The following is a 26,428-nucleotide window of genomic DNA, read 5'->3' as shown; positions in this document are numbered from 1 at the left end:
CTAGACCGGGATCACGCCGCCGCGCGGGCCGAGGAAGTAGCCGCCGGTGACGTCCAGGACGTGACCGGTGATCCACCGGGACTCCTCGCTCGCGAGCAGCGCCACGGCGTCCGCGATGTCCTGCGGGCGGCCGATGCGGCCCAGCGCGGTCACCTCGGTGACCGCGCGCTCGGCGGTGCCGTCGTCCGCGCGGAGCCAGGCGTTCATGTCCGTCTCCGTGACGCCCGGGGAGACGGTGTTCACGGTGATGTTCCGGTCGCCGAGGAGGGGCGCCAGGCTGAAGCCCAGCGTGTCCAGGGCTCCCTTGGTCATCGAGTAGACGAGGTCCGGGAGGGCGATGCGGACGACGGCCGAGGAGATGTTGATGATCCGGCCGCCGTCGTTCAGGAGCGGGAGGGCGCGTTCGATGATGAAGTACGGCGCCCGTACGTTCACCGCGAAGACCCGGTCGAACTGCTCCTCGCTCACCGTGCCCAGCACCCCGGCGAGGATGGCGGCGTTGTTGACCAGGATGTCCAGCCGCTCCCCCCGGAGGCCCTCGAACAACGCGTCCACGCCGTCCTCGAACGCCGCCTTCACCGCGTACGCCTGCCCACCCACGCCCTCGATCGCGGCCACCGTCTCCTTGGCCAGGTCGTCGTTGCTGGCGTAATGGACGATCACCCGGGCCCCGTCGGCGGCCAGGCGCTCGGCGATGGCCCGCCCGATCCCGCGCGAAGCTCCGGTTACCAATGCCGTTTTTCCCGACAAATCTCTCATGCGCTCCATCGTGGGTCTCGGCTCCCTCACTCGTCCAAGACCGGCTGTTATAGCTTTTTGCTATGGATGCCCATATTCGGGATCTCAGGTATTTCGTGGCGGTCGCCGAAGAGCTCAGCTTCACCCGGGCGGCGGCCGAGCGGCTCTTCATCTCGCAGCCCTCGCTGAGCAGGCAGATCAGGCAGCTGGAGCTGTCGCTGCGGGCCAAGCTGTTCGAGCGCGACCGCCGTACCGTGGCGTTGACGGCGGCGGGGGCGGCGCTGCTGCCCGAGGCCCGGCGGATCATCGAGCAGTGGGAGGGCGCGCAGCGGGCGGTGGTGGCGGCGCGCGCGGAGCGGACGCTGGTCGTGGGGTTCCAGACGCGGATCGGGCGCGGGCTCGTGCCGTCCATCTCCTCCGCGCTGCCCGGCTGGGACCTGCGCTTCCGGCAGGTGCCGTGGAGCGACCCCACCGTGGGGCTGGGCGACGGCCAGGTCGACGTGGCCGTCGCGTGGCTGCCCGTGCCCGGCCACGACTACGACTGGACGGTGGTCAGCACGGAGGAGCGCTGGGTGGCGCTGCCCGCCGCCCATCCGCTGGCCGCCCGCCCCGAGGTCACGCTCGCCGACCTGGCCGGGGAGGCGTTCGTGGCGATGCCGGTCTCCGCCGGGCCCATGCGGGCCTTCTGGCTGGCCGACGACCAACGGGCGGCGCCCGCCGTGGTGGGGGCGGAGGCGGAGACGGCCGAGGAGGCGCTTGAGCTGGTCGCGTCGGGGCGGGCCGTGGTGCTGGTCTCGGCCGGGAACGCCGAGCTCTACCGGCGCGACGACGTGGTCAGCAGGCCCGTGGCGGGGCTGCCGCCGAGCAGGCTGGCCGTCGTCTGGCGGCGTGACGACCGGCGGCAGGCCGTACGGACGCTGGTGGACGTGTTCGTCACGTGCATGTGCGTCACCTGATCGTCTTTTGTTGACACCGTATACCTTGCTGTTTACGGTGTATACATGATGCTCAGAGCAGCCGCTCCGCTTTTATCCGCGGTGCTTTTCTATTTCGGTACGGGTTTCGCGCCGACCCCCGCGCTGACCTGGCTCGCGCCGCTGCCGATGCTGCTCCTGGCGTCACGGGCGAGCGGCCGGGCGACGTTCATCCTCGCGTTCCTGGCCTTCCTGGCGGGAATGACGAACCAGCTCGACTTCTTCCTGCGCACCCCGTCGGTGCCGCAGCCCATCGGGATCGGCATCATCGTCGGCTGCTCGCTGCTGTTCGGGCTGGTGGTCTGGCTCTTCAGGGCGCTCGCCCGGCGCGGGCTGACCATGCTCGCCGCCACCGCGCCGCCCGCCGTGTGGGTGGCGTTCATGTACCTGACCGTGCTGGCCAACCCGACGGGCATCATCTGGCCGCTTGCCACGTCCGTGGCCGACGTGCCCGTGGTGACCCAGATCGCCTCGGTGACCGGCGCCTGGGGCGTGGAGTACGTGGTGCTGCTGGCGCCGACCACGTTGGCGGCGATGCTGTGGCCGGGGGTGGCCGCGGCGGCGTGGCTGCGTACCGGCGTGCTCGGGGCGGCGGCGTGCCTGCTCGTGCTCGTCTTCGGGGCCGTGCGGCTGGCCGGCGCGGACTCTACCGCCTGGCGGCAGGTGGCGGTGCTGTCGGCCACCCGCTACCAGTGGGCGCCCGACGCGGCGAGCCCGGCGGGCAAGGCCCTGGTCGGCGAGTACGTCAAAGAGATCGCCGAGCTGCCCGCGGGGACCAGCACGGTAGTCCTCCCCGAGGGCACGCTGGGCACGGACGAGGCGAGCCTGGGCCCGGCGCTCGCGCCGCTGCGCGAGATCGCCCGCGATCGGAACATCGACGTGGTGATCGGGGTCGTCCACACGACCCCGGAGATCAAGTACAACTACTCGGTGGACCTCCCGGCAGGCGGACTCGCGCCGGTCTACTACACGAAGTGGCACTTCGCGCCCGGGGAGCCGTTCCGGCGCGGGGACCAGCTCGTCTTCGCGCGTGACCACGTCGGGCTGGCCAACTGCATGGACCTCAACTTCCCCGCGCCGATCCGCGACTACGCCCGCGCCGGGGCGCGGCTGATGGCGGTGCCGGCCGCCGACGAGTTCGGCAACGGCTGGCAACACAGCCGGATGGGGCTGCTGCGCGGCGTGGAGACCGGACTCTCGGTGGCCTGGGCGGCGCAGTGGGGCACGCCGATGATCTCGGACCCCTGGGGCCGGGTGCTGGCCGAGCGGGACACCGAGGGCACGCGGCAGCCGTTCGTCACGGCCTTCGCCGACGTGCCCCCGGGCCCGGGCCCCACCGTGTACGCCCGGTTCGGCGACTGGTTCGCGTGGCTGTGCCTCGCGCTGGCCGCCGCCGGGCTGGTGGCGCTGCGGTCAGTCCCGCGTGAGCCAGGCCGTGGTGTCGGCGGGCAGGGCGCCGTCCTCCAGGGCGCCGCTGGCCAGGAGGAGCCGGCCCGCGGGTAGCGGCACCGGGTCGGGGCCCAGGTTGGTGACGCTCGTCAGGCCCGAGTCCCTGGTGAAGGCCAGGACCTCGCCGCCTGTCGGGAGCCAGGTCAACGTGCCGTCCCCCAGCAGGTCGCGGCGCAGGCCCAGGGCCGTCTGGTAGAGGTTGTGCATCGAGCCCAGGTCCGTGCGCTGGGCCTCGGCGGTCAGCTTGCGCCAGCCCTCCGGCTGCGGCAGCCACGGCGTTCCCGCGCCGAAGCCGAACGGGGGCTCCTCGCCCGACCACGGCAGGGGGACGCGGCAGCCGTCCCTGCCCGGGTTCGTGCCACCCGACCTGGCGTACATCGGGTCCTGGCGGAGCCCGTCCGCGAGATCCTCGACCTCGGGGAGGCCCAGCTCCTCGCCCTGGTAGACGTACACGGAGCCGGGGAGCGCCATGGCCAGCAGGGCCGCCGCCCTGGCCCGCCGGTAGCCCAGCTCCAGGTCGGACGGGGTGCCGTGGAGGCGGCCCCCGTGCGCGAACGTGGTGTCGGCGCGGCCGTACCGGGTGACCGGGCGCGTCACGTCGTGGTTCGACAGCACCCACGTCGGCGGGGCGCCGATGGGGGTGTGGGTGGCGAGGGTCAGGTCGATGACCCTGCGCAGTTCGGCCGGGTCCCACGGGCAGGACAGGAAGTCGAAGTTGAAGGCCGTGTGGAGCTCGTCGGGCCGCAGGTAGCGTGCGAAACGCTCCTGGTCGGGGAGCCAGACCTCCCCGATCAGGATGCGCTCGCCGTACTCGTCGGCCACCTCGCGCCACCGACGGTAGACGTCGTGGACCTCGTCGAGGTCTTCGTACTTCGTGTCCGACTTGATCAGCAGGGCGGCGGAGTCGATGCGCACGCCGTCCACGCCGCGGTCGAACCAGAACCGCAACACGTCCTCGAACTCCTGGTGGACCTCGGGATTGGTCCAGTTGAAGTCCGGCTGCTCCGGGGCGAACAGGTGGAGGTACCACTGGCCGTCGGGGACCTGGGTCCAGGCCGCGCCGCCGAAGATGGACTGCCAGTCGTTCAGCGGCTCGTCGGCGAACCAGAAGCGGTCCCGCGCCGCGGGGTTCTCCAGCGCCTCCTTGAACCAGGCGCTCTCCGTGGAGCTGTGGTTCGGCACCACGTCGATGATGACCTTGATGTCGAGCTCGTGCGCCTCCTCGATGAACCGCTCGGCCTCGGACAGCGTGCCGAAGACCGGCTCGATGTCGCGGTAGTCGGCCACGTCGTAGCCCCCGTCGGCCATCGGCGACGGGTACCACGGGTTCAGCCAGATGGCGTCGATCCCGAGATCCTTCAGATACGGCAGGCGGGAGCGCAGGCCGGCCAGATCGCCGATCCCGTCACCGTTCCCGTCGGCGAAACTACGCAGGTAGACCTGGTAGATCGCGGCCCCCCGCCACCACGTTTGCGACATGCGCTTATCCCTTGATGCTTCCGGCGGTGAGCCCCGCCATGATGTGTCGTTGGAAGACGAAGAAGACGATGATCATGGGGATACTGGCGATGACCAGGCCGCCCATGATCTGGTTCTGGGTCACCGCGCCCGCCGTCTGCGACAGGCCCACGCTGATCGTCATCTTCTCGCTGTCGGTCATGACCAGCAGCGGCAGGACGAAGTCCTTGAACGCGGTGACGATCGTGAAGATGGAGACCACTCCCAGGATCGGCCTGGAGACCGGCAGCACGACCGACCACAGCACCCGCAGCGGGCCCGCGCCGTCGATCTGCGCCGCCTCGATCAGCTCCCGCGGGATCGAGTCGAAGAACCGCTTGAGCAGGAAGATGTTGAAGCCGTTCGCCGCCGCCGGGAACCACAGCCCCCAGGCGTTGTTGAGCAGCCCCAGGTCCACGATCGTGACGTAGAGCGGGATGAGGATGACCATGGGTGGGATCATCAGCGTGGCCAGCATCGCGCCGAGGATCACGTTGCCGAACATCGGGCGCAGCTTCGACAGCGCGTACGCCGCCGAGACGTCCACCGCCATGGAGAACAGCCACGCGCCCAGCGAGTAGTACGCGGTGTTCGCCAGCAGCGTGCCGATGTCGAACAAGTCCCAGGCCTCGAAGAACGCCTCCAGCGACGGGTCGGCCGGGACGAGCGACGGCGGCATCTGGGCGATCTCCTCCGGCGTCTTCATGGCGCCGGTGATCATCCAGTAGAGCGGGAAGACGAAGGCCAGCGTGAAGACCACGATGACGGCGATCAGCACCAGCCAGTAGATCCGCCGGCCCCACCTGCTGTTGAGCTGGTGCGGCGAGACGATCGTGCGGAACTGCACCTGGATCGGTTTCGGCGGCCTTCGCCGGCGCTTCGGCCTGGCGCCGCCGGGCGGCTCGGACACCGGGGCCCGCCTGTGTTCGGTCGCCGTCATGCCCTGTCCTCACGGGTCGTCCTGAGCTGGAAGGCCGCGAAGACGAGGAGCGCGAGCATGAGCAGCATGCCGAGCGCGCCTGCCTGGCCGTAGTTCATCTGCGAGAACGCGAACTGGTACATGAGGTACGCGACGCTCACGGTCGCGTTCTCCGGGCCGCCGCCGGTCAGCATGTACGGCTCGATGAACACCTGCATGGTCGCCACGATCTGCAGCATCAGCATGAGCAGCAGGATCAGCCGGGTCTGCGGGATCGTGACGTGCCTGATCCGCTTGAAGATCCCGGCCCCGTCGAGCTCGGCGGCCTCGTACAGCTCGGGCGGGATGTTCTGCAGCGCCGCCAGGTAGATCAGCGTCGCGCTGCCCATGTTCATCCAGGTCGAGACGAGGACCAGGGAGATCAGGGCGGTCGACGACGAGTCCAGCCAGGCCAGCGGCGGCAGGTGGAAGAAGTCCAGGACCTGGTTGAACAGCCCGGGCCCCGGATCGTAGAACCACCTGAACAGCAGCACCGCCACGATCGGCGGCAGCATGACCGGCAGGTAGACCACGAACCGCAGGTAGGCCCGGGCGTGGCGCAGCTCGTTGAGGACGAGCGCGACGACGAACGGCACGGCGTAGCCGCACAGCAGCGCGAGCAGCGTGAACTCCACGGTGTTCAGCCAGGCCTCGCCGAAGGCCGGGTCCTGGACCGCCGCCTTGAAGTTGTCCAGCCCCACCCAGGTGGGCGGGTTGATCAGGTCGGTCTTCTGGAAGCTCAGAATGAACTCCCTGACCATCGGATACCAGGCGAACACCGTGAAACAGATCAGGGCCGCGCAGAGGAACCCGTAGGCCGTCAGGTTGCGCCGCAAGATTCCCATCAAGGTCAGCCCTTGGCCGCCAGCATGGAGTTCGCCTTGGTCTCGGCGTCCGACAGGAGCTGGTCGACGCCGGCGTCCTTACGGCTCAGCACGCCCGACATGACCACGTCGAGGATGGCGTACAGCTCCTGCGCGTGCACCGGCTCGGCCTTCGGCGGGATCGTCGCGGCGGCCTGCACGTACGGCGCGTAGTTCGTGACCGGCAGCGAGGCGTTCTTCTCGCGGTCGGCCTGGATGGCCTTGCCCGTCGCCGAGTCGCCGTAGACGGCGTTGTCGGGCACGCCGACCGGGTTGCCGATGGCCTTGCCGCGGGCGAAGTCGAAGCGGCCCTTGCCGACGGTGTTGTAGCGGAAGTCGACCCACTCCAGGCCCGCCTTGGCCTCCTCGGGGGTGGCCTTCGGGTTGATCATGAACGCTTCGCCGCCGCTCAGCGACGCCTTGGCCTCGGGGAAGCCGGTGATGCCGTAGTCGGCGACGTTGCCCTTGAACTTGGTGACCACGTCGGTGACGACGTCGGGCGCGCCCAGCATCATGCCGACCTTGCCGCTGCCCATGGCCATCATGAGCGACTCCCAGCCGACCAGGAGCTTGTTGCCCATGCTGTTGTCCACCCAGCGCATGTCGTGCAGGTTCTGCAGGACGGCCTTGCCCTCGGGCGAGTTGAACGCGGCCTTCTTGTTGTCGGGGGTCAGGATGCTGCCGCCGCGGCCGTAGATGGCCTGGGTGAAGTGCCAGCCGCCGGTGTTGCCACCCGAGTACTCGCCGTAGCCGACGTAGCCGGTGCCGAGCGCACCGATCTTCTTGGCCGCCTCGCGGACCTCGGCCCACGTCTTGGGCGGGGTGTCGGGGTCGAGTCCGGCCTTGGTGAACAGGGCGCGGTTGTAGACCAGGCCGACGCCGTAGTGGACGTTCGGCACGCCGTACACCTTGCCGTCCTTGGTCACCATCTCCCGCACGTCGGGGCGCAGGTCGTTCCAGTTCTTGATGGTGCTGGTGTACTGCGTGATGTCGAGCGCCTGGCCCTGGCCGATGACGTCGTTGTAGTTCGTCACCGGGACCACGAAGACGGTCTCCATCTGGCCGCCCGCCAGCTTGGGGCCGAACGTCTTGGGGTCGAAGCAGGGCTGCTGGTCCGTGCTCTTGACCGTCACGCCCGGGTGCGCCTTCATGAACGTGGCCACGTCGTCGTCCCAGGCCTGGCGTTCCTTCGGCGCGGACTTGGCGGGCTGGCAGGCCACCGTGATCGTCACGGCCTTGGCGCCGCCGCCGGCGCCGGCTGACGGGGTGGCGGGGTTGCTGGAGCCGCAGGCTGTGGCTGAGAGGCCGAGCACGGACACGAGCAAGAGCCCAGTGGATCTCCGCATGGTCTGACCCTTCTGATGCGAGGTGCCCACACCATAGGATCGGGGACGGATGTTCGCAATATTTCGACTGCATATTGCAAGATAACGACTGGATTACGCCTGCGTAGCGACGCCTCTCACCCACCGCACGGGCTGAGGTCCCTTGGGGAGGAGAGGGGGCACCGGCCGAGGCCCCCTGGGAGGAGGGGAAGAGGGGGAACGGGCTGGGCTAGGCCTCTAGACCGCCGCGCGGGGGCGGGCGGTGGAGGCGCGGACCACGAGCTCGGGCTCGAACAGCAGCTCGTCCGCCGGCACCACCGCCTTGTCGATCTGCGCGACCAGCAGGTCCACGGCGGCCCGGCCCATGGCGTCGATCGGCTGGCGGACCGTGGTCAGCGGCGGGTCGGTGCAGTTCATCAGGGCCGAGTCGTCGAAGCCGATGACCGAGATGTCCCCCGGCACGGTGAGCCCCGCCCGGCGGGCCGCCCTGATCGTGCCCAGCGCGAGCAGGTCGCTGGCGCAGATCACGCCGGTCACCCCGCGCTTGACCAGCCGGGCGGCGGCCGCGTGCCCGCCCTCCAGCGAGAACATCGTGTGCTCGACCAGCCCGGGGTCCCCGCCCTCCGCCTGGAACGTCTCCAGCTTGCGCCGCGACGGCATGTGGTCCTTCGGCCCGAGCACCATCCCGACCCGCTCGTGGCCGAGCGCGCGCAGGTGGGCCAGGGCCATCTCGGCGGCCACCGTGTCGTCGCACGACACCTGCGGGAAGTCGAGGTGCTGGACGGCCGCGTTCACCAGCACGGTCGGCAGCTTGCGCTCGTGCAGCAGCTCGTAGTGCCCGTGCGCGGCGTCGGCCTGGGCGTAGAAGCCGCCGGCGAAGACGACGCCGCTGACCTGCTGCTGGAGCAGCAGGTCCACGTAGTCGGCCTCGGAGACGCCGCCGACCGTGCGGGTGCACAGCACGGAGGTGAACCCCTGCTGGGCCAGCGCGCCTCCGACCACCTCCGCGAAGGCGGGGAAGATCGGATTCTGCAGCTCGGGGAGCACGAGGCCGACCAGCCGGGCCCGGTCACCGCGCAGCTGGGTGGGGCGCTCGTAGCCGAGCACGTCGAGGGCGGTGAGCACGGCCTCGCGGGTCGCGTCGGAGACCCCGGGCTTGCCGTTGAGCACCCGGCTCACCGTCGCCTCGCTGACTCCGACTTTCTTGGCCACCTCTGCGAGTCGTCGCGTCATGCGCAAACTATACGGCCTTCAGCGCAAGCGCTTGCAACGGCTTACGTCGATCCGACGTAGGGCTTTGCACCGCCCCACAGCCGTCTCCACAGCCCGGGCGACTTCCTGACCAGCGAGGAAAGACCGCACACAGTGATTCTTGTCAGTCAACTGTTTGCGAAATCTCGTCGAAATATTGCGGCTATCTGCTCGACATCCTATGGTTCGGCCATCCGCCTTACCCGGAAGGGCCACCCCCATGAGAGCACTCTTAGCCGCCCTTACGTTAGCCCTCGGATTCCTGGTAGCCATCGAATTCCGTGCCGCACCCGCCTACGCGGCGGCCGACACCAACCTCGCCGCGGGCAGAACCGCCACCGCGAGCAGCTTCACCGAGGTCTACGCCGCTCCCAACGTGACCGACGGCAACCAGGCCACCTACTGGGAATCGGCCAACAACGCGTTTCCGCAATGGGTCCAGGTCGACCTCGGCGTCAGCGCGAGCGTCAACAAGCTCGTGCTGAAGCTGCCGTCCGGCTGGCCCGGCCGTACCCAGACGCTGACCGTCCAGGGCAGCACGAACGGCTCCGCCTTCAGCACGATCGTCGCCTCGGCGACGTACACCTTCAACCCGACCGCGACGATCACCTTCGCCGCCGCGACCGCCCGCTACGTCCGGCTGCAGATCACCGCGAACACCGGCTGGCCCGCGGGCCAGCTCTCCGAGTTCGAGGTGTGGGGCAGCGCGCCGGACAACCCGCCGCCGAGCGGCGCCAACCTGGCGCTCGGCAAGGCGATCACCGAGTCCTCGCACACCCACACGTACGTGGCCGCCAACGCCAACGACGACAACCTCCAGACGTACTGGGAGGGCGCGGCCTACCCCAGCACGCTGACCGTGCAACTCGGCGCCAACGCCGACCTGACCTCGATCACCCTCAAGCTCAACCCCGACCCCGTCTGGGCCAGGCGGACCCAGACCATCCAGGTCCTGGGCCGGGAGCAGAGCGCCGCCGGCTTCACCAGCCTCGTCTCCTCGGCCACGTACACCTTCGACCCGGCCACGGGGAACTCGGTGACCATCCCGGTGACCGGCAAGGCCGCCGACGTCCGGCTGCAGATCACCGCCAACTCGGGCGCGCCGGGCGGGCAAGTGGCCGAGTTCCAGATCTTCGGCACGCCGTCGGCCAATCCCGACCTGACCGTGAGCGACCTCTCGTCCTCCCCGGCCGCGCCGGTGGAGACCGACGCGGTCACGCTGTCGGCCACGGTCAGGAACGCGGGCACCGCGGCCGCCGCCGCGACCTCCGTGAACTTCTACGCGGGCGCGACCAAGGTCGGCAGCGCGAGCGTGGGCGCGCTGGCCGCGGGGGCGTCGACCACCGTGTCCGCGAACATCGGCGCCAGGGACGCCGGCACCTACCAGCTCTCCGCAAAGGTGGACGAGGACGGCAAGGTCGTCGAGCTGAACGAGGCCAACAACACCGCCACCGGCACCCTGACCGTGAAGCCGGTCGACACGGCCGACCTGGTCGCCTCCCCCGTCGCCTGGACGCCGGGGAACCCGGCCGCGGGCAACACGGTGACGTTCTCGGTGGCGATCAAGAACCAGGGCACGGTGGCCTCCAGCGGCGCCTCCCACGGCATCACGCTCACCGTCACGAACGACTCCGGCACCGTCGTCAAGACCCTGACGGGCTCGACCGGCGGCGCCATCGCGGCGGGCGCGACCACGAGCCCGGTGAGCCTGGGCACGTGGACCGCGGCCAACGGCAAGTACACGGTCAGGACGGTGCTCGCCGACGACGCCAACGAGCTGCCCGTCAAGCGCGCCAACAACACCAGCGAGCTGCCGCTGTTCGTGGGCCGCGGCGCGAACATGCCGTACGACACGTACGAGGCCGAGGACGCCGTGATCGGCGGCGGGGCCACGCGCGTGGGCCCGAGCAGGGACATCGGCACGATCGCCGGCGAGGCCTCCGGGCGGCGCGCGGTGACGCTCAACCAGACCGGCGCGTACGTCGAGTTCACCACCAGGGCGGACACGAACACCCTGGTCACCCGCTTCTCCATGCCCGACGCGGCGGGCGGCGGCGGGCTCAGCTCGACCCTGAACGTCTACGTCAACGGCTCGTTCCTCAAGGCCGTCAACCTGACCTCCCGCTACGCCTGGCTCTACGGCGCCGAGGCCAGCCCGAGCAACTCCCCCGGCTCGGGGCCGCCCAGGCACATCTACGACGAGGCGAACGTGCTCCTCGGCGCCACCGTGCCCAAGGGCAGCACGATCAGGCTGCAGAAGGACTCGGCCAACACCCAGACGTACGCGATCGACTTCGTGGACTTCGAGCAGGCGACCCCGGTCGCGAACCCGGACCCGGCGAAGTACGCCGTACCGACCGGTTTCACCCACCAGGACGTGCAGAACGCGCTCGACAAGGCCCGCATGGACGCCAACCTGACCGGCGTGTACCTGCCGCAGGGCGACTACCAGACGTCGAGCAAGTTCCAGGTGTACGGCAAGTCCGTCAAGATCGTCGGCGCGGGCCCCTGGTTCACCAGGTTCTCCTCCCCCGCCGGGCAGGACAACACCGACGTGGGCTTCCGCACCGAGGCCTCGGCCAACGGCTCGACGTTCGCGAACTTCGCCTACTTCGGCAACTACACCTCGCGCATCGACGGCCCCGGCAAGGTGTTCGACTTCTCGAACGTGGCGAACATGACGATCGACAACGTCTGGGCCGAGCACCAGATCTGCCTCTACTGGGGCACGAACACGGACAACATCACGATCAAGAATTCACGGATCCGCAACCTGTTCGCCGACGGCCTGAACATGACCAACGGCAGCACCGGCAACCACGTCACCAACGTCGAGGCCAGGGCCACGGGCGACGACAGCTTCGCGCTGTTCTCGGCCACCGACAACAACCCCGGCGAGCAGACCGGCAACGTCTTCGAGAACCTGACCTCGCTGCTCACCTGGCGGGCCGCGGGCGTGGCCGTGTACGGCGGCTACGACAACACGTTCAGGAACATCTACGTCGCGGACACGCTGACCTACCCGGGCGTCACGATCAGCTCGCTGGACTTCGGGATCCCGATGAACGGGTTCGGCGCCAGCCCGCCCACGACGTTCGACAACATCTCGCTGGTCCGGGCCGGCGGGCACTTCTGGGGGCAGCAGACGTTCCCGGCGCTGTGGCTGTTCTCCTCGTCCAAGGTGTTCCAGGGCATCCGCGTCAACAACCTGGACATCGTGGACCCGACGTACAGCGGGATCATGTTCCAGACCGGCTACTCCGGCAGCGCGCCGCTGAACCCGGTCAAGGACACGATCCTCACGAACGTGTCGATCAGCGGGGCGCAGAAGAGCGGCGACGCCTTCGACGCCAAGTCCGGGTTCGGCATCTGGGTGAACGAGCTGCCCGAGCCCGGTCAGGGCCCGGCCGTCGGGTCGGCCACGATCAACAACCTGAGGTTCGCGAACAACTTCCAGAACGTCAAGAACACGACCTCGACCTTCACCCTGACCACGAACTAGAGCTCTGACCTGGTGGGCAACCCCTGCCAGTCACTGACGCTCGTCACCGCGGCGGCGCTCAACAGCGCCCCGCGGTGCAGGCGTTCCTGGGGGATGAGGCCGTCGAGCGCGGCGCTGATGTAACCGGCCGCGAACGCCTCCCCCGCGCCGGCCGTGTCCACGATGGGGACCTGCCAGCCCTGCACGTCGTAGCGCATCCGGTCGGCGCGCACGCTCGCGCCCTTGGCGCCGCGGTCCACCACGACCTCGCGCTCCGCCGTGAGCGCGGGCTTGACCAGATCGAGCTCGTCCTGGCGGAGGAAGAGCAGGTGCGAGTCGCAGGCCAGCTCGCCGAGCACCTCCTCGGCCTCGCGTACCGACGGCCACAGCTCGGGCACGTAGTCGACGGAGAAGGAGACCATCACCCCGGCGTTCTTCGCGGCGCTCACGGCGGTGCGCACCGCGTCGAGCGCGTCCCGGCCGAGGCCCGCCGTGAGACCGGTCACGTGGAGCATCTTCGACGCCGCGATCCGGTCGATCGGCACGTTGCCCGGAGTGAGCCGCGAGCCCGCCGAGCCCGCGCGATACTGCGTCACTCTCTGTGAGCGGCCGACACGGGTCTCTCTGAGGATCAGGCCCGTGCGCAACCCCTCGGACACGCGCATGTCCGCGACGTCCACACCCTCGCCCCTGAGCGCGGTGAGCACCCTCGCGCCCAGCTCGTCATCTCCCACCTTGCCCAGGTAAGCGGTGCGGTGCCCGAGCCTGGCCAGCGCGATCGCCAGGGTGAACTCGGGCCCGCACACGTCCAGCCGGGCTTCGCTCTCGTGGCGAACCCGGCCGCTGGAGACGATCCCCAAGGGCTCGCCGAGCGTGTAGACGTCGGTCATGCGCCAGACTGTAGCCGGTCAAGTACTTTTCCCGCATAACCCCTGGTTGCCAGGTTGATCAAATATTTTCTGTAACATTAGCCAACCTTTTCCCCTTCTCGTGGCTCAAAGTAGTAAAGGGGTCGGCCACCCCGAGCCGGCTCCAAGTCAATACGGGGAGAGGAATCAGCACCCTCATGAGAAAGATCGCACTTGGTATCGTTTCCGCCCTTGTGGGCGGGGCCATGCTGATGTCGGGCGCGAGCACTGCTTCGGCGGCCACCAAGGTGGACACCCAGCTCAAGATCCGCGACATCGACCCTAATCCGGTCGTGGTGGAGCCCGGCTCCGAGACGACCGCGTACTTCGACATCGGGGCCAGCTCCGACGTCAAGAAGGTCGAGCTCAGCGTTGCGCCCGAGGGCGCCCGCACGCTCCGCGCCAAGGACGTCAAGGACCTCGAGGGCTGGCGCTTCGCCGTCGGCTTCACCGAGGGGGACCCCCAGGGCAAGTGGCAGGCCACCGCTGTAGCCTTCGACTCCGCAGGCAAGGAGATCGCGAAGGACACGGCGTTCTTCTCGGTCGAGCTCGAGAAGAGCAAGTCCGAGACGCGTATCTCGCGCTTCTCCGCCGACCCGTACAAGATCCGCAAGGGTCGTACGATCGAGTTCTCCGGCCGTCTCCAGGTGGATGACGACGGCTGGGAGGGCGTCCGCGGCGAGAAGGTGGACGTCTACTTCCGCGCCAACGGCTCCAGCGGCTGGAAGTGGGTCGCCTCCGCCAAGACCAAGTGGGGCGGCAAGTTCTACGCCGAGACCCGCGCCTACAAGAGCGGTACCTTCCGCGCCGTGTTCAACGGCAACGACGAGCTCGACGGCTCCAAGAGCCGCACGGACTACGTGCGGGTCTACGGCAGCTGGTGGCGTCGTTAATCCATAAGACGGAGGCCCGGTCCCTTCCCAGGGGCCGGGCCTTCCGGCTTTTCGGGGGCCCTCAGGTTTAGGGATCACGCTTTGCGTGCATGGACAGTCGCATTGCGTGGATCTACCGACCCCCGAAGGAGCCTCGTATGCCGCATCCCCTCATCGCCCTCGTCCTGAGCATGACGAGCACGCTGGGGGCGGCGCCTTCGTCCGATCTGTCCGTACGCTACGAGCAGCCGGGCTCGCCGGGCGCCGAACAGGCCAGAAAGCTCCTCAAGGACGGCGACACGCTCAAGACCCGGATCCGGCTGCCCGCGTCGGTCAAGGTCGTCGCCCGTGACTGCGACGCGCCGGAGTCCACCTGGGACCTCGAGGAGCGCCGGATCACCATCTGCTACCAGCTGGTGGACAAGGTGCGCCACGTGATGGACGGCATCTCCGAGACCGAGGAGACCGACGCCCGTACCAGGTCCGCCCGCATGGACGGCGCGCTGGCCGTGCTCTTCCACCACCAGCTCGGCCACGCCCTGACCACGCTGAACGGCCTGGCCGACAGCGAGGAGCAGGCCGACCAGTTCGCGGCGCTGACGCTCGCGTCCGACGCGCCCAAGCGCGTGGTGGCCGCCGCCGAGGCCCGCCACCTGCTCGCCGGCCACTCCGGCATCGACCACCTGTCGGGGCCGGCCGAGTCGGCCACGTTCTCCTGCCTCCTGTACGGCGCCGACCCCGGCAAATACGACCGGATCGCCCAGGGCGGCTGGGTCCCGCCCGAGCGGGCGCCCACCTGCGCCGACGAGTACGACCGGGTCAGGTCCGCCGTCGGATCGATGGCCGTGAAAGCGGGCACGTAGCGGGTAGCGTCCGGAGTATGGCCGACGAGCTGCTCAAACACTTCAATCCGTTCGACATCTTCGACGCGGAGGCCGCCCGGCTCGACCGGTTCTTCAGCGGGCTCGACGAGGCCGGCTGGCAGCGGCCGTCCCGGTGCGAGGGATGGTCGGTGCGCGACGTGCTGGGCCATCTGGCGGGCGAGGAGCTGTACAACCACGCCTGCCTCGACGGGACCGTGCAGGACCTGCTGACCCGGCTCTCCAAGGCCGGCGTGTCCGGCTACAACGACTTCAACGAGTGGTCGGTGCGGCAGCGGCGCCAACTGCCCGTGGCGGAAGTGCTGGAGGAGTGGCGGGACCAGAACGGCGAGACGCGCCGCCGCATGCGCGAGCTCGGCCCCGGCGGGCTGATCGACACCATGGCCGGGCCCTACCCGTGCGGCCGGCAGGTCTTCCACTACGACTCCGAGTACGCCACCCACGCCGACGACGTCGGCGCGCCCGTCCCCGACGCCGAGGTCGACGACCGGACGCTGTGGCGGGTGGCGGTGGGGCGGTTCGTGCTGGCCGAACAGGAGGCCAAGGTGCAGGTGGAGCAGACGGCCGACGAGATCTGGGCCGCCGTGAACGGGGTCACGGCCTCGCTGTCGTACCCCGAGTTCGTGGAGGCCACGGTGGGGCGGCTGCCCGCGTCGCACGGGATCGACCCGCGCGTCGTCGCGGCCCTGAGGTGCCTCGCCTGACCGTTCGGAAGGGGGATCGACCATGTGGCTGCGTAACCGGGCGGGCACGGAGCCACTGAGCGCGCGCAGCCCGCTGCGCACCCGGCGGATCCTGTCCCTGGTCGCGCTGGTGCTGGGGATGGCGGCGGCGGTGTTCTTCGCGGTGCTTGCCGCGAGCACGGGGGCGGAGGTCTGGCGCTGGGAGGCCGCGATCGCGGCCGCGGTGGCCGTCGTGGCCGCCGCCGACCTGGCACTGTTGCGCCGGCGGCGCTGACTGTGCTGTCAGGTGGTCAGTACGACTGTGCTGTCAGGTGGTCAGTACGGCGAGCAGGAGCAGGACGATCACGAGCGCGCCGGCCGTGAAGATCATCCAGACGTGCGCCAGCACCCACCTGCGCAGGCGATCACCATACGCGTGGGGGAAGTCCCCGTCTGATTCGATCTTGTTGATCGCCGCGACGCGCCTGGCCAGCTCGGGGTCCTCTCGCTCAAGGGCCTGCTCGATCTCAGCGAGAATGCGGCGTTCCTTTCCAGAGAGACTCATGGCCATCACCACTGCTCCGATGCCGGTGACCACCTTTTACCCAGCAGTAGCGCAGGCATGCCCCCTCCGGCCGATCCCCCGCAGGCGCGTACATGCCTGCGGGGGGCCGCCCGTCACTTGCGGCGGTTCGCGTAGCGCTGATTGAAGCGCTCGACGCGGCCCGCGGTGTCGAGGATGCGGCCGCGGCCGGTGTAGAAGGGGTGGCTGGCGGACGACACGTCCACGTCGACGACCGGGTACGTCTTACCGTCCTCCCACTCGACCGTCCTGTCGCTGGTGAGGGTCGAGCGGGTGAGGAACGCGAACCCGACGCTCGGGTCACGGAAGACGACGGGGCCGTACGCGGGGTGCAGGTTCTTCTTCATGGCCTGCACAACCAGGTGACAACGGTTTTCATTCCCGAGCTTCCGGATCGAGTCCCAGCACCGTGCGGCCGCCGTCCACGGGGATGGTGGCGCCGTTCACGAACGCCGCCTCGTCCGAGAGGAGGTGCGCCACGACGGAGGCCACCTCGGCGGGGGTCGCGACCCGGCCGAGCGGGTGCAGCATGGCCAGTTGCTCCTCGACGGCCTGCCGCGCCTGCGGGGTCTGCGACTCCAGGAACGCCTCATACCGTTCGGTGGCCACCGAGCCCGGGGCCACGGCGTTGACCCTGATGCCGTGCCTGCCGTACTCCACGGCCAGCGCCCTGGTCAGGCCCTCCGTGGCGGCCTTGGCGGTCGAGTAGGGGAGGCTGCCGGGCACCGCCCTGGTGGCCTGGTGGGAGGTGACGTTGACGATGGCGCCGGGCGTACCGGCCGCGAGGAAGTGGCGTACGGCGGTGGCACAGCCCACCACGGCGAGGTCGAGATTGGCCGCGATCAGAGCTCTGACCTCGGCGATCGGGGACGTGTGGACGGAGGCGTCGCGGAACACGGCGGCGTTGTTGACCCAGCCGCGCAGGATGCCGGCCTCCTGGGCCAGGTCGGCGGCCCAGGCGGCGACCTCCTCGTCGGCCGCGTCGCCGATCAGCGGGATGACTCGGGGGCCGGCCCAGGCGAGGGCGTCGGGGTCGCGTTCGACGGCCACCACGGTGTTCTTCTCGCCGCCCTTCTCACCGTCCTTCTCGCCGAGGAGCCGTTCGACCACCGCCTTTCCGATGCCACGCCCGCCGCCGGTCACCACATAGGAAAAGGTCATGACTCGACGCTATTACGCTTTTACCGTGCGCTATTCCTGACGCGGCGAAGTGACATTTATCACCGTATTTCTGACCGGTGAACGGGAACGATCCTGGAGTGATCGACGCCACCGTGCCGAAGTCCCCCATGTGGATGATCGGCGCTCTCTCGATCACGCAAACCGCCGGATATGGCGTGCTCTATTACGCGTTCTCGGTGTTCATCCCACCGATGTCCCGCGACCTCCACGCCGGGGTCGCACAGCTGACCGGAGCGATCACCCTGGCCGTCCTGGTGTCGGGGGTCGCGGCGCCACTCATCGGCCGCTGGCTCGACCGGCACGGCGGGCGCGGGCTCATGACCCTCGGGTCGGTGCTGGGCGGGCTGGCGGTGCTGGCGTGGTCCCAGGTGCGCTCTGTGGCGCAGTTGTACCTGGTCTGCGGGGTGCTGGGCGTGGCGTCGGCGATGGTGCTGTACGAGGCGGCCTTCGCCGTGATCGTGGCCTGGTTCGACGCGACCAGGCGGGCGCGGGCGTTACTCGCGGTGACCGTCGTGGCGGGCTTCGCGTCCAGCATCTTCCTGCCGCTGACGGGCTTTCTCGTGGACCTGTACGGGTGGCGCCAGGCCCTGGTCATCCTGGCCGCCGGATACGCCCTGACCTCGGTGCCGCTGCACGCCCTGGCCGTCCGGAGCCGGGCCGCTCCCCCGCACGTGAACCGGCGCGAGATCGTCGGGGCGGCCCTGCGCGAACGTCCATTCTGGCTGCTGGCGGCGGCCTTCCTGACCCAGACCGGCGCGGTGTCGGTCATGGGGGTCCTGCTGGTCACGTACCTGATCGCCCTCGGCCACACCCCCCTCTTCGCCGCCGGGGTCGCGGGCCTGCTCGGGGTGCTGTCGGTCACGGGCCGGCTCGTCACCACCGGCCTGCAGGACCGCTGGTCGGTGGCGTTGATCACGGCGGTGATGTTCGGGGTGCAGGGGCTGGCGGCGGTGCTGCTGCCGCTGGTCGGCAGGAGCGCGGCGGGGGCGGTGGCGGGGGTGGTGCTGTTCGGGCTGGGGTTCGGCGTGGGCACGATCGCCCGGCCTGCTCTTCTGGCCGATCGGTACGGCACGGGAGCGTACGCGTCACTGAGCGGGGCACTCGCGCTGCCCATCACGGTCGCCAAGGCCGTCGCGCCGCTGCTGGCGGCTGGAATCGCGCAGTTCGCCGGGTATCCGGCGGTGATGGGAGCGGTGGCAGCGGCCTGCGCCCTGGGAGCCCTCTCCCTGATCGCCTACCACCGCAACGCCCACCCCACCCCCGCCACCGCCTAACCCACCTCCACTCCTTCACCCCACCCACGCTCCGCCCTCACCCCAGCCACGCCCAATCCCGCTCTGCTCCTCCCACCCCCAGCCATGCCCAACCGGCAAACCCCGGCCCACCCCCAACCCCGCCACGCTCAACCGACGTTCCGCCCTCCCAACAGCACCCACGTCCAACCCGCGACCCACCACCAACCCCCCGCGCCCAAGCCACACTCCACCCTCAATCCGCGACCCCGCCCTGACTGCGCCCCCCACTCGCGCGAAGGACCCCATCCGCTCCTCCCCCTCGGGAGACCTCCGCCCTCACCCACAATGGGGCTCCTAAAGACACTGGGCCGAAGCGCGGCCGACTGGGCTCGAAGGGCGCCTTATGGGCTGGCTCACGGACCGATCACCGTCGGGCAGACTGGGGATGCCAAGGCGAGCGCGTTGGAGCCCCCGATCGCCGTCGGCGGAACTCACGAAACGCTCACCCGCGAACACGTAAGGTAGCCACATGGATACCCCCACCGACGTTCTGCACCGCGTATTCGGCTACGACTCGTTCAGGGCGGGGCAGCAGGAGATCATCGACCACGTCGTGACCGGCGGCGACGCGCTCGTGCTCATGCCCACCGGCGGCGGCAAATCGCTCTGCTACCAGATCCCCGCCCTGGTGCGCCGCGGCGTGGGGGTCGTCATCTCACCCCTGATCGCGTTGATGCAGGACCAGGTCGACGCGCTGCGGGCGCTCGGCGTACGCGCGGGGTTCCTCAACTCGACGCAGGACTTCGACGAGCGGCAGCTGGTCGAGTCGGAGTTCCTGGCCGGCGAGCTCGACCTCCTCTACCTCGCCCCCGAGCGGTTGCGCGTGGACGCCACGCTGCGGCTGCTGGCCAAGGGCGAGATCTCGGTGTTCGCCATCGACGAGGCCCACTGCGTGGCGCAGTGGGGGCACGACTTCCGGCCCGACTACCTCGAGCTGTCCACGCTGCACGAGCGCTGGCCCGATGTGCCGCGCATCGCGCTGACCGCCACGGCCACCCCGGCCACGCACGCCGAGATCTCCTCCAGGCTCGGCCTGAGCGAGGCCCGCCACTTCGTCGCCAGCTTCGACCGGCCCAACATCCACTACCGCATCACGCCCAAGAGCGAGCCCAAGCGGCAGCTGCTGGAGTTCCTGCGCACCGAGCATCCGGGCGATTCCGGCATCATCTACTGCCTGTCGCGCTCCTCGGTCGAGAAGATCGCCGAGTTCCTGGTCGACAACGGCATCGCCGCCGTGCCGTACCACGCGGGCCTCGACGCCCGCACCCGCGCCACCCACCAGTCCCGCTTCCTGCGCGAAGACGGGCTGATCGTGGTGGCCACGATCGCGTTCGGCATGGGCATCGACAAGCCCGACGTACGCTTCGTCGCCCATCTCGACCTGCCCAAGTCGGTCGAGGGCTACTACCAGGAGACCGGGCGCGCGGGCCGCGACGGCCTCCCGGCCACGGTGTGGATGGCGTACGGCCTCCAGGACGTCGTCCAGCACCGGCGGATGGCCATGGAGGGCGACGAGGCCCACCGCCGCCGCCAGGTGGTCCACCTCGACTCCATGCTGGCGCTGTGCGAGACCGTCGGGTGCCGCCGGGTGATGCTGCTCGACTACTTCGGCCAGAAGGGCGCCGAACCCTGCGGAAACTGCGACACCTGCCAGAATCCGCCCGAATCCTGGGACGGCACCGTCCCCGCTCAGAAGGTCCTGTCGGCGGTGTTGCGGCTGGCGCGGGAGCGGCGGCAGAAGTTCGGGGTGGGGCAGGTGGTCGACATCCTGCTCGGCAAGAAGACCGCCAAGGTGCTGCAGCACGGCCACGAGACGCTCACCGTGTTCGGAGTGGGCACTGACCTGGGCAACGCGGAGTGGCACGGGGTGGTGCGGCAACTGCTGGCGCAGGGACTGCTGGCGGTCGAGTCCGACTACGGAGCGCTGGTGCTCACGGACGACAGCGCTTCGGTGCTCCGGGGACAACGCGAGGTCCTGCTGCGCCGCGACGCTCTGCGCCCCGCCCGGGCCAAGGTAGCCTCCTCGTCGAAAGCCCAGGCGGTGACCGAGCTATCCGCCGAAGCGGCCCCGCTCTTCGAGCGGCTCCGATCCTGGCGGGGCGCCACCGCGAAGGAGCAGGGGGTGCCCGCGTACGTCATCTTCCACGACGCGACCCTGAGAGAGATCGCCGCCGCCCGACCGTCCTCACTGTCGGAGCTGAGCAACATCAACGGCGTCGGCGAAAACAAACTGGCGAAGTACGGCGAACTCCTCCTGGAGGTCCTCCAGGAGGACACCTGACCTCCACCACCCCGGCTCCTGCCGCCCGCCTCAGGCGTGCGTTCATCTTGTGCATGAAGGGCGAGGCGTGGTGGTGGCGACGGCCGCACGAAGAACGGTCGTCGCCACCACGTTGGTCGGCCGGGTCACGGCGATCGGGTGTCGCCGCCCCGCTGACGACCGGCCGGACGTGTGCTGGGCTCTGTGGTCGGTGTCCCCGACGTGGTTGCGGTACAGGATGATCGTACGGCGTGTGAGCGGGAAATGCTGGATGGGCTGGATTGTTCTATCTTTGAGGTTGGGGTCGTTGAGCTGGTCAGAGGGCTGTTGGCCAGTTCGGGTCACGGCCGAGATAGGCCAGAAGGTAGTCCTGGGCCGAGGCGCGCGGGGGCAGGGTCCTCGGCGGGGCGAACCTGTGCGGCCGGTCAACGTCCGTGACGAACAGATGGGCCAGGTCCAGCAGTTCCTCTGCCATGAGGTCCGGGATCGGGTGCTGTTCACCGCAGGCCCTGGCCACGTCCCAGCCGTGCACGGCAATCTCGATCGCACCCGCGGCGGCCACCATGGGCGCGGTCAAATGGCGATCGCCTATGGAGACCATCCCGGGATGGGTGACCGCGCCCACCCACACACCCAGCACCTCTGTGGCGCGGTCCCTGAGAAGGAGCGCCGGGTTGGCCCCGCATCCCTGCCTTTGCGGCGCAGAGCCACTGAAGCACAAAGCGGCGCTGTCTCCCTCTCCGGTTGCGGACGCAGCCACCCCGCGGACGCCAGAGCCCGAAGAGGCGCTGTCTCCTCCCCCGGGCGCGGATGCGTTCGACCCGCGAAAGCCGGTTCCCGATGAGGCGCCGTCCCCTCCACCCAACGCGGGTGTGTCCGAACCGCGAAAGCCCGTGCCTGATGAGGCGCCGCCTCCTCCATCGGATGCGGACGCGTCCGACCCGCGAAGGCCCGTACCCGGTGAGGCGCCGCACTCTCCACCCGACGTGGACGCAGCCGAACCACGAAGGCCCGTGCCCGATGAGGCGTCGCACTCTCCGCCTGACGCAGATGCAGCCGAGCCGCGGATGCCGGAGCGCAATGAGGCGGTGTCTGCACGGCCGGACGTGGGTGCTGTCGGCCTTCGAAGGCTGCGCTGTGGAGGAGTGCCGATGCCGTCGCCTGGTGCGGGGGTGGTCGGCCTTTGGGGGGCCGGGGTGGGCGGCATGCGTGGGTTGGGGGGTCTTGGCGTTGGGACAGGGGTGACGGGTATACGTGGCGGTGCTGGGGGGATGTGGCCGCAGGCGGCGTCGTTCAGGGTTCGGAGTGAGTCGGCCATGTGGTCGAGCAGGTGCTGGAGGTTCCAGTCCGCGCAGGGAGTGGGACGGCAGAGGGCGGCCGGGGTGACTACGCGGAGGCTGCCCAGCGCGTAGTCGATCGCCCGTTCCAGCAGCGCAACCCCCGCGGCCAGTGCCTTTTCTTGATCGCACATATCGCCTCCTCTCTCACATGCAGACCCGCGTGCCCGGGAAAAATCATCGGCCCCGCATACGCTTGGGAGCCGGAGCCGGAGCCGGAGCCGGAGCCGGAGCCGGAGCCGGAGCCGGAGCCGGAGCCGGAGCCGGAGCCGGAGCCGCGGGGGAGATCTGTCACCGACTCGCCGAACGTCGGCGTGATCGCAGCCGGAGCCGGAGGGGAGCTTCTGCTTTGGGCCTGCTCAGCGGACTGCTCGACCGTTTGCTCGGATTGCCCGAGGCCACGACGCCCGACATCGAGGTCACCCACGGGTGAGCGTTCCGATGCCCGATGGCGTGGTGCTGTTCGTCGGCCGCTATCGACTGCGCGGTGCGGGACCGCTGCGTGTGGTTCTCGTACGGACTCCGTACGGCAAGCACGAGCTCAACGCCAAGGGCACCGCTTGCGTGCCGGGCAGGCGCGGCATGCGGGTCGTCGTGCAGAACGTACGCGGCGCGTTCGGATCCGGTGGCCGGTTCGCGGCCTTCCAGCAGGAGAGGGAGGAAGGGCTGTCCGCGGGTGCCTGGTTGCCGCGAGCAGGCGGGGTGCGACGGGCGGCTGGCGACGGCGGGGGCCAGTTACCTGGATACACGCACGCGGTGGGCGGTCGGACCGTACTTCGATCCGCAGCTGGAGGCGATGTGCCTGAGGTTACGGCCGTCGGCCCTCAGCCTGGAGGTTATAGCTGCCAGCCCTCGGCCTGAGGTTGCGGCCATCGCCCAATCTGGGGTTACGACCATCGCCCTCGGCCTGGGGCATCGCGCCCCGGCCTGGAGGTTCCGCCATCGCCCCCAGCCTGGGGTTGCCGCCGTCGCGCCCCGTCCTGGGGGTTGCGGCCATCGCATCCCGGCCTGAGGTCGCGGCCGTCGCGCCCCAGCCTGGGTTATGACCGCCGCCCCAGCCGGGGCTTTCGGGCTAGTGATGGGTGGTGGTCGCTTCGGGTTGATCCTGCTGGTCCGACGTCGTGGGTGAGCGGAACCATGCCGCGCCGCGTTGTGTGTCCATGTATTCGCGGACCCGCTTGACCCGGCCGGACTCCAGTTCGAAGATGAAGCAGTATTCGTTGTCGTAGTGGCCACCGTGGGCAAGGGTGGCCTGCAGTCGCATCTCTACGACCACGGTGTCCCCGTCGGCGTAGAAGCCGCCGAACTCGATGGACACGTTGTCGACGAAGACCGTGGAGAATTCCTCGGTCAGGAAGCGCACGATGCGGTCCCGGCCGATGAGATGGTGGGTTCCATCGATGGCGCGGGAGGTCGCGTTGTCGGCAGGGGCGAGCCACTCCGCGTCAGGGGCGAAGACGTCGCGGACCTGGTCGGCATCACGCGTGGCGAAGACCCGCCAGGCGTCGATGATGAGTTGCTTGTTCGATGCGGCGCTCATGAAATGTCCTTAAGGAGATGGGTGAGCCCGAATTCTCGCGGGGCCCTGATCAGCAGGTCTGGTCACATTCGGCCAGGACTGGCAGCCTGTCCGGATCCGTCCGATCCGGTGAGCCGGTGGATGCCATGCTGGAAGCGTGAACGCAGTCGGCGCCGTCCTGACCACCGGTATCTACTGCCGAGACGACTGCCCGGGCCGCCCCCTTCCGGTGAACACCACCCGCTACCCTTCCGCGGCCGCGGCGGAGGCAGCCGGGTACCGCGCCTGCCACCGGTGCCGCCCGTACCGGCAGGAACCGGCCACCGTCGCGGACATGCCCGAACTGGTGTGCCGCGGGGTCGAACTCATCGCCGGCGGAGCCCTGGACGACACGACGGAGAGCAGTCTCGCCGGTCGGCTCGGCGTGTCCCCACGCCACCTGCGGCGCATGTTTCTTCAGCATGCCGGGGTCACGCCCGACCAGCTCGCCCGCTCCAGGCGCGCGCACTTCGCCCGCCGACTGCTCGACGACACTGACCTTCGGATAGCCGACATCGCCTTCGCCGCGGGCTTCGGCAGCGTTCGGCAGCTCAACCGAGTCCTCATGGGCACCTTCCACGGCGCCCCACGTGAGCTGCGGGCTCGACGGCGGGTCACCGACCGCCTCCAGGCCGATGGCGGACTGGCCCTCCGGCTCGCTCACGACAAGTCACTCGATTTCGCGGCCGCCCTGCGCCACCTGGCCGCACGCGCGACACCGACCGTCGAAGCGGTCTCGTGCACCTCTTATCGGCGCACCATCCTGATCGATCACGACCCCGGCATGATCGAGATCACCCAGCGATCCCCGACCGAACTCCTGCTCGTCGCCCATCTCCCCCGGCTCAACGGACTCATCCACCACGTCCACCGGGTCCGGAGCATCTTCGCCCTCGACGACTCTGCGAGGACGTGCGGTTCGTGGGATCCGTTCGAAGCCGGTGTGCATGACATCGTGCGTGCCGAGGTTCCGGACGCCACACGGGCACGGGCGATCCTGGGTGACCTCGCCGGCCGGTACGGCGCGGTCGTGCCCGGCCTGGCCCCAGTCGGCCTCACCAGGATGTTTCCGCGACCCGACGTCCTCGCTCGGGCCGATCTCGATGCGTTGCCCATCCCCGATGCCACCGTCCACGCCTTACGATCGTTCGCGCAGGCGGCCGCGGACGGCTCGGCGACCCATCGATAGAAGCCGGAGCCCGCCGCGTTTCGCTCCGGCGGGCTCGAGACCTTCAACGGTCGCGAGATCGGGGAGGCCGAAGCTGCAAGCCGTGGCGCCTGCTGACCGTCGAAGCCGCAAGCCACGGCGCCTGCCGACCTTGGACGTGGAATGCCCGCGAGGAGCGTCCAGAGGCGGTCGAACTCTCGCCGAGCGAGGAGCGTCGAGGGGCGGTCGACTCGCGCCGGGTGGCAGGAGCTGGTTGGCTTGGGGCCGTCGAAAGCGGTCGATCCGAGCGGGGGCTCTCCATGCGCAGTGTCGAACCCGAGGTCTTCATCGTCTCCCGTCCGTCGCTGGACTACGACGAGCTGGCCCGCTACCTGGCCGAGGTCGGCGGCGAGAGCTGGCTGGAGCGGCTCGATCGCGGCGACCTCGACGCGCAGAACCTCGCCGAGTTCGCCGGTCGGCTCTGCTACCGCTCCTTCGAGCCCGGCCTCAATCCCAACGTGGTCAGGATCAGGGAGAACCAGGACGATTACCTGCGCAACATCCTGGCCAGCGCACACGGCTCGGTCCTCGAGCACGTCAGCTTCAGCTTCGTGCTCCACAACGTCAGCCGGGTGCTGACCCACGAGCTGGTGCGGCACCGCCCGGGTGTGGCCGTCTCGCAGGAGTCGCTGCGTTTCGTCCGGCTGGACGAGCTGCCGTTCTGGTTCCCGGAGTGGGCACGGAAAGACGACGAGCTGATGAAGCGGGCCACGGCGGTGCTGGAGCAGCTCGAGCAGTTCCAGCTGTGGATGGCCGAGCATTTCGGGCTCGATGAGGAGGGCGTGCCGTTCTCGGAGAAGAAGCACCGCACGTCGTTCATGCGCCGGTTCGCCCCGGAGGGTGTGGCGACCGGGCTGGTGTGGACCGCTAACGTGCGCACGCTGCGGCACACGATCGAGGCCCGCACCGCCGCCGGCGCGGAGGAGGAGATTCGCCTGCTGTTCCAGCGCATCGGCGAGCTCATGCGCCAGGAAGCCCCCGCTCTGTTCGGCGACTACGTCGTCGAGGAGGGCGGGGCCTGGGTGCCAGGATGGCGCAAGGTCTGAGCGGTCGCGTCAGGCTCCAGGCTGTTGGCGCTCATGCTTCCGGCGAGTCCGGGTCGCTAGCCGGAACCTCCCGGTATCGCCCGGAGTACAGGTTGCATGAA

24 protein-coding genes and 1 pseudogene are annotated in these 26,428 nt (G+C 69.5%); 12 read left to right on the top strand and 13 right to left on the bottom strand.

Annotated features, from left to right (window positions below):
* Positions 1-759 carry an SDR family oxidoreductase gene (locus ABZX61_RS03945; protein ID WP_355191319.1) on the bottom strand — a complete coding sequence of 253 codons (759 nt, stop codon included), beginning with the start codon at positions 757-759 and terminating at the stop codon, positions 1-3.
* 62 nt (positions 760-821) lie between these two features.
* Between ABZX61_RS03945 and ABZX61_RS03940 the strand changes: the two genes are divergently transcribed.
* A complete protein-coding gene (locus ABZX61_RS03940; RefSeq protein WP_355191317.1) occupies positions 822-1,694 on the top strand; it encodes a LysR family transcriptional regulator in 873 nt (290 codons plus the stop codon).
* Positions 1,695-1,775: 81 nt separating this feature from the next.
* Positions 1,776-3,215, top strand: a complete 1,440-nt coding sequence (locus ABZX61_RS03935; RefSeq protein ID WP_355191315.1) for a nitrilase-related carbon-nitrogen hydrolase — start codon at positions 1,776-1,778, stop codon at positions 3,213-3,215.
* On the opposite strand, the gene ABZX61_RS03930 is transcribed toward ABZX61_RS03935, so the two are convergent.
* The 5 genes from ABZX61_RS03930 to ABZX61_RS03910 form a co-directional block, all read right to left on the bottom strand.
* The gene (locus tag ABZX61_RS03930; RefSeq protein WP_355191314.1) at positions 3,126-4,640 is read right to left on the bottom strand and encodes an alpha-amylase family glycosyl hydrolase; all 1,515 of its coding nucleotides are present in this window, start codon (positions 4,638-4,640) and stop codon (positions 3,126-3,128) included. The two genes, ABZX61_RS03935 and ABZX61_RS03930, sit on opposite strands and share 90 nt — an antisense overlap.
* Positions 4,641-4,644: 4 nt before the next feature.
* On the bottom strand, positions 4,645-5,598 hold the full coding sequence (locus tag ABZX61_RS03925; RefSeq protein ID WP_350729885.1) for a carbohydrate ABC transporter permease: 954 nt from the start codon (positions 5,596-5,598) through the stop codon (positions 4,645-4,647).
* The gene (locus ABZX61_RS03920; RefSeq protein ID WP_355191312.1) at positions 5,595-6,461 is read right to left on the bottom strand and encodes a sugar ABC transporter permease; all 867 of its coding nucleotides are present in this window, start codon (positions 6,459-6,461) and stop codon (positions 5,595-5,597) included. Before ABZX61_RS03920 ends, ABZX61_RS03925 begins: the two co-directional genes overlap by 4 nt.
* A gap of 5 nt (positions 6,462-6,466) precedes the next feature.
* Positions 6,467-7,825 carry an extracellular solute-binding protein gene (locus tag ABZX61_RS03915; RefSeq protein WP_355191310.1) on the bottom strand — a complete coding sequence of 453 codons (1,359 nt, stop codon included), beginning with the start codon at positions 7,823-7,825 and terminating at the stop codon, positions 6,467-6,469.
* 216 nt (positions 7,826-8,041) lie between these two features.
* Complete coding sequence (locus ABZX61_RS03910) at positions 8,042-9,037, bottom strand: LacI family DNA-binding transcriptional regulator (protein ID WP_355191308.1); 996 nt, start codon at positions 9,035-9,037, stop codon at positions 8,042-8,044.
* A gap of 238 nt (positions 9,038-9,275) precedes the next feature.
* On the opposite strand from ABZX61_RS03910, the gene ABZX61_RS03905 reads away from it, so the two are divergent.
* Complete coding sequence (locus ABZX61_RS03905; protein ID WP_355191306.1) at positions 9,276-12,557, top strand: discoidin domain-containing protein; 3,282 nt, start codon at positions 9,276-9,278, stop codon at positions 12,555-12,557.
* Here ABZX61_RS03905 and ABZX61_RS03900 read toward each other — a convergent pair.
* Positions 12,554-13,426: a sugar kinase gene (locus tag ABZX61_RS03900; RefSeq protein WP_350729877.1), complete on the bottom strand. Its 873-nt coding sequence runs from the start codon at positions 13,424-13,426 to the stop codon at positions 12,554-12,556. The genes ABZX61_RS03905 and ABZX61_RS03900 overlap by 4 nt on opposite strands.
* Before the next feature lie 176 nt (positions 13,427-13,602).
* Between ABZX61_RS03900 and ABZX61_RS03895 the strand changes: the two genes are divergently transcribed.
* The 4 genes from ABZX61_RS03895 to ABZX61_RS03880 all read left to right on the top strand — a co-directional run bounded on the left by ABZX61_RS03895 (position 13,603) and on the right by ABZX61_RS03880 (position 16,154).
* Positions 13,603-14,337 carry a hypothetical protein gene (locus ABZX61_RS03895; protein ID WP_355191304.1) on the top strand — a complete coding sequence of 245 codons (735 nt, stop codon included), beginning with the start codon at positions 13,603-13,605 and terminating at the stop codon, positions 14,335-14,337.
* Positions 14,338-14,474: 137 nt separating this feature from the next.
* Positions 14,475-15,179 (top strand): DUF4344 domain-containing metallopeptidase, encoded by a 705-nt coding sequence (locus ABZX61_RS03890; protein ID WP_355191303.1) that lies wholly within the window; start codon positions 14,475-14,477, stop codon positions 15,177-15,179.
* Positions 15,180-15,196: 17 nt separating this feature from the next.
* The gene (locus ABZX61_RS03885; protein WP_355191301.1) at positions 15,197-15,901 is read left to right on the top strand and encodes a maleylpyruvate isomerase family mycothiol-dependent enzyme; all 705 of its coding nucleotides are present in this window, start codon (positions 15,197-15,199) and stop codon (positions 15,899-15,901) included.
* 22 nt (positions 15,902-15,923) lie between these two features.
* Positions 15,924-16,154 (top strand): DUF6343 family protein, encoded by a 231-nt coding sequence (locus ABZX61_RS03880; protein ID WP_350729871.1) that lies wholly within the window; start codon positions 15,924-15,926, stop codon positions 16,152-16,154.
* 33 nt (positions 16,155-16,187) lie between these two features.
* Here the strand turns inward: ABZX61_RS03880 and ABZX61_RS03875 are convergent, their stop codons facing one another.
* From ABZX61_RS03875 to ABZX61_RS03865, 3 genes are all read right to left on the bottom strand, one after another.
* Positions 16,188-16,424 carry a DUF3040 domain-containing protein gene (locus ABZX61_RS03875; RefSeq protein ID WP_355191299.1) on the bottom strand — a complete coding sequence of 79 codons (237 nt, stop codon included), beginning with the start codon at positions 16,422-16,424 and terminating at the stop codon, positions 16,188-16,190.
* Between the two features lie 113 nt (positions 16,425-16,537).
* Positions 16,538-16,789 (bottom strand): type B 50S ribosomal protein L31, encoded by a 252-nt coding sequence (locus ABZX61_RS03870; protein WP_350729869.1) that lies wholly within the window; start codon positions 16,787-16,789, stop codon positions 16,538-16,540.
* Positions 16,790-16,817: 28 nt separating this feature from the next.
* Positions 16,818-17,603: an SDR family oxidoreductase gene (locus ABZX61_RS03865; RefSeq protein WP_355191297.1), complete on the bottom strand. Its 786-nt coding sequence runs from the start codon at positions 17,601-17,603 to the stop codon at positions 16,818-16,820.
* A gap of 98 nt (positions 17,604-17,701) precedes the next feature.
* On the opposite strand from ABZX61_RS03865, the gene ABZX61_RS03860 reads away from it, so the two are divergent.
* Together ABZX61_RS03860 and recQ are read left to right on the top strand one after the other, a co-directional pair.
* On the top strand, positions 17,702-18,898 hold the full coding sequence (locus ABZX61_RS03860) for an MFS transporter (RefSeq protein WP_355191295.1): 1,197 nt from the start codon (positions 17,702-17,704) through the stop codon (positions 18,896-18,898).
* A 490-nt stretch (positions 18,899-19,388) separates the two neighbouring features.
* The gene (gene recQ / locus ABZX61_RS03855; protein ID WP_355191293.1) at positions 19,389-21,200 is read left to right on the top strand and encodes a DNA helicase RecQ; all 1,812 of its coding nucleotides are present in this window, start codon (positions 19,389-19,391) and stop codon (positions 21,198-21,200) included.
* Positions 21,201-21,495: 295 nt separating this feature from the next.
* Here the strand turns inward: recQ and ABZX61_RS03850 are convergent, their stop codons facing one another.
* Both ABZX61_RS03850 and ABZX61_RS03845 read right to left on the bottom strand, forming a co-directional pair.
* Positions 21,496-21,804 (bottom strand): hypothetical protein, encoded by a 309-nt coding sequence (locus tag ABZX61_RS03850; RefSeq protein WP_350730364.1) that lies wholly within the window; start codon positions 21,802-21,804, stop codon positions 21,496-21,498.
* A 633-nt stretch (positions 21,805-22,437) separates the two neighbouring features.
* A pseudogene (locus tag ABZX61_RS03845) lies at positions 22,438-22,650 on the bottom strand (maleylpyruvate isomerase N-terminal domain-containing protein); the annotation flags it as partial.
* A 307-nt stretch (positions 22,651-22,957) separates the two neighbouring features.
* Here ABZX61_RS03845 and ABZX61_RS03840 point away from each other — a divergent pair.
* Entirely contained in the window at positions 22,958-23,377 is a 420-nt protein-coding gene (locus ABZX61_RS03840; RefSeq protein ID WP_355191464.1) for a CocE/NonD family hydrolase, read from the top strand.
* Positions 23,378-23,588: 211 nt separating this feature from the next.
* Here the strand turns inward: ABZX61_RS03840 and ABZX61_RS03835 are convergent, their stop codons facing one another.
* Positions 23,589-24,056 (bottom strand): nuclear transport factor 2 family protein, encoded by a 468-nt coding sequence (locus tag ABZX61_RS03835; protein ID WP_355191291.1) that lies wholly within the window; start codon positions 24,054-24,056, stop codon positions 23,589-23,591.
* Between the two features lie 136 nt (positions 24,057-24,192).
* Here ABZX61_RS03835 and ABZX61_RS03830 point away from each other — a divergent pair, with 136 nt between their 5' ends.
* On the top strand, positions 24,193-25,263 hold the full coding sequence (locus ABZX61_RS03830; RefSeq protein WP_355191289.1) for a helix-turn-helix domain-containing protein: 1,071 nt from the start codon (positions 24,193-24,195) through the stop codon (positions 25,261-25,263).
* A gap of 278 nt (positions 25,264-25,541) precedes the next feature.
* Complete coding sequence (gene thyX, locus ABZX61_RS03825; RefSeq protein ID WP_355191287.1) at positions 25,542-26,327, top strand: FAD-dependent thymidylate synthase; 786 nt, start codon at positions 25,542-25,544, stop codon at positions 26,325-26,327.
* Positions 26,328-26,428 lie beyond the last annotated feature (101 nt).

Origin of the sequence: Nonomuraea sp. NPDC003709 (genome assembly GCF_040610775.1) — a bacterium.
Taxonomy (GTDB): Bacteria; Actinomycetota; Actinomycetes; order Streptosporangiales; family Streptosporangiaceae; genus Nonomuraea; species Nonomuraea angiospora_A.
Note: the sequence above shows the minus strand (reverse complement) of the source record. Positions and strands in the feature narration are given on the sequence as shown.

Bases quoted from the DNA above. Each gene is read 5' to 3' on its own strand.
- ABZX61_RS03890 (WP_355191303.1), top strand. From the start codon at position 14,475: ATGCCGCATCCCCTCATCGCCCTCGTCCTGAGCATGACGAGCACGCTG.
- ABZX61_RS03940 (WP_355191317.1), top strand. From the start codon at position 822: ATGGATGCCCATATTCGGGATCTCAGGTATTTCGTGGCGGTCGCCGAA.
- thyX (WP_355191287.1), top strand. From the start codon at position 25,542: ATGCGCAGTGTCGAACCCGAGGTCTTCATCGTCTCCCGTCCGTCGCTG.
- ABZX61_RS03915 (WP_355191310.1), bottom strand. From the start codon at position 7,825: ATGCGGAGATCCACTGGGCTCTTGCTCGTGTCCGTGCTCGGCCTCTCA.
- ABZX61_RS03910 (WP_355191308.1), bottom strand. From the start codon at position 9,037: ATGACGCGACGACTCGCAGAGGTGGCCAAGAAAGTCGGAGTCAGCGAG.
- ABZX61_RS03945 (WP_355191319.1), bottom strand. From the start codon at position 759: ATGAGAGATTTGTCGGGAAAAACGGCATTGGTAACCGGAGCTTCGCGC.
- ABZX61_RS03870 (WP_350729869.1), bottom strand. From the start codon at position 16,789: ATGAAGAAGAACCTGCACCCCGCGTACGGCCCCGTCGTCTTCCGTGAC.
- ABZX61_RS03925 (WP_350729885.1), bottom strand. From the start codon at position 5,598: ATGACGGCGACCGAACACAGGCGGGCCCCGGTGTCCGAGCCGCCCGGC.
- ABZX61_RS03880 (WP_350729871.1), top strand. From the start codon at position 15,924: ATGTGGCTGCGTAACCGGGCGGGCACGGAGCCACTGAGCGCGCGCAGC.
- ABZX61_RS03895 (WP_355191304.1), top strand. From the start codon at position 13,603: ATGAGAAAGATCGCACTTGGTATCGTTTCCGCCCTTGTGGGCGGGGCC.
- ABZX61_RS03865 (WP_355191297.1), bottom strand. From the start codon at position 17,603: ATGACCTTTTCCTATGTGGTGACCGGCGGCGGGCGTGGCATCGGAAAG.
- ABZX61_RS03930 (WP_355191314.1), bottom strand. From the start codon at position 4,640: ATGTCGCAAACGTGGTGGCGGGGGGCCGCGATCTACCAGGTCTACCTG.
- recQ (WP_355191293.1), top strand. From the start codon at position 19,389: ATGGATACCCCCACCGACGTTCTGCACCGCGTATTCGGCTACGACTCG.
- ABZX61_RS03905 (WP_355191306.1), top strand. From the start codon at position 9,276: ATGAGAGCACTCTTAGCCGCCCTTACGTTAGCCCTCGGATTCCTGGTA.
- ABZX61_RS03840 (WP_355191464.1), top strand. From the start codon at position 22,958: ATGCCCGATGGCGTGGTGCTGTTCGTCGGCCGCTATCGACTGCGCGGT.
- ABZX61_RS03900 (WP_350729877.1), bottom strand. From the start codon at position 13,426: ATGACCGACGTCTACACGCTCGGCGAGCCCTTGGGGATCGTCTCCAGC.
- ABZX61_RS03920 (WP_355191312.1), bottom strand. From the start codon at position 6,461: ATGGGAATCTTGCGGCGCAACCTGACGGCCTACGGGTTCCTCTGCGCG.
- ABZX61_RS03875 (WP_355191299.1), bottom strand. From the start codon at position 16,424: ATGAGTCTCTCTGGAAAGGAACGCCGCATTCTCGCTGAGATCGAGCAG.
- ABZX61_RS03835 (WP_355191291.1), bottom strand. From the start codon at position 24,056: ATGAGCGCCGCATCGAACAAGCAACTCATCATCGACGCCTGGCGGGTC.
- ABZX61_RS03885 (WP_355191301.1), top strand. From the start codon at position 15,197: ATGGCCGACGAGCTGCTCAAACACTTCAATCCGTTCGACATCTTCGAC.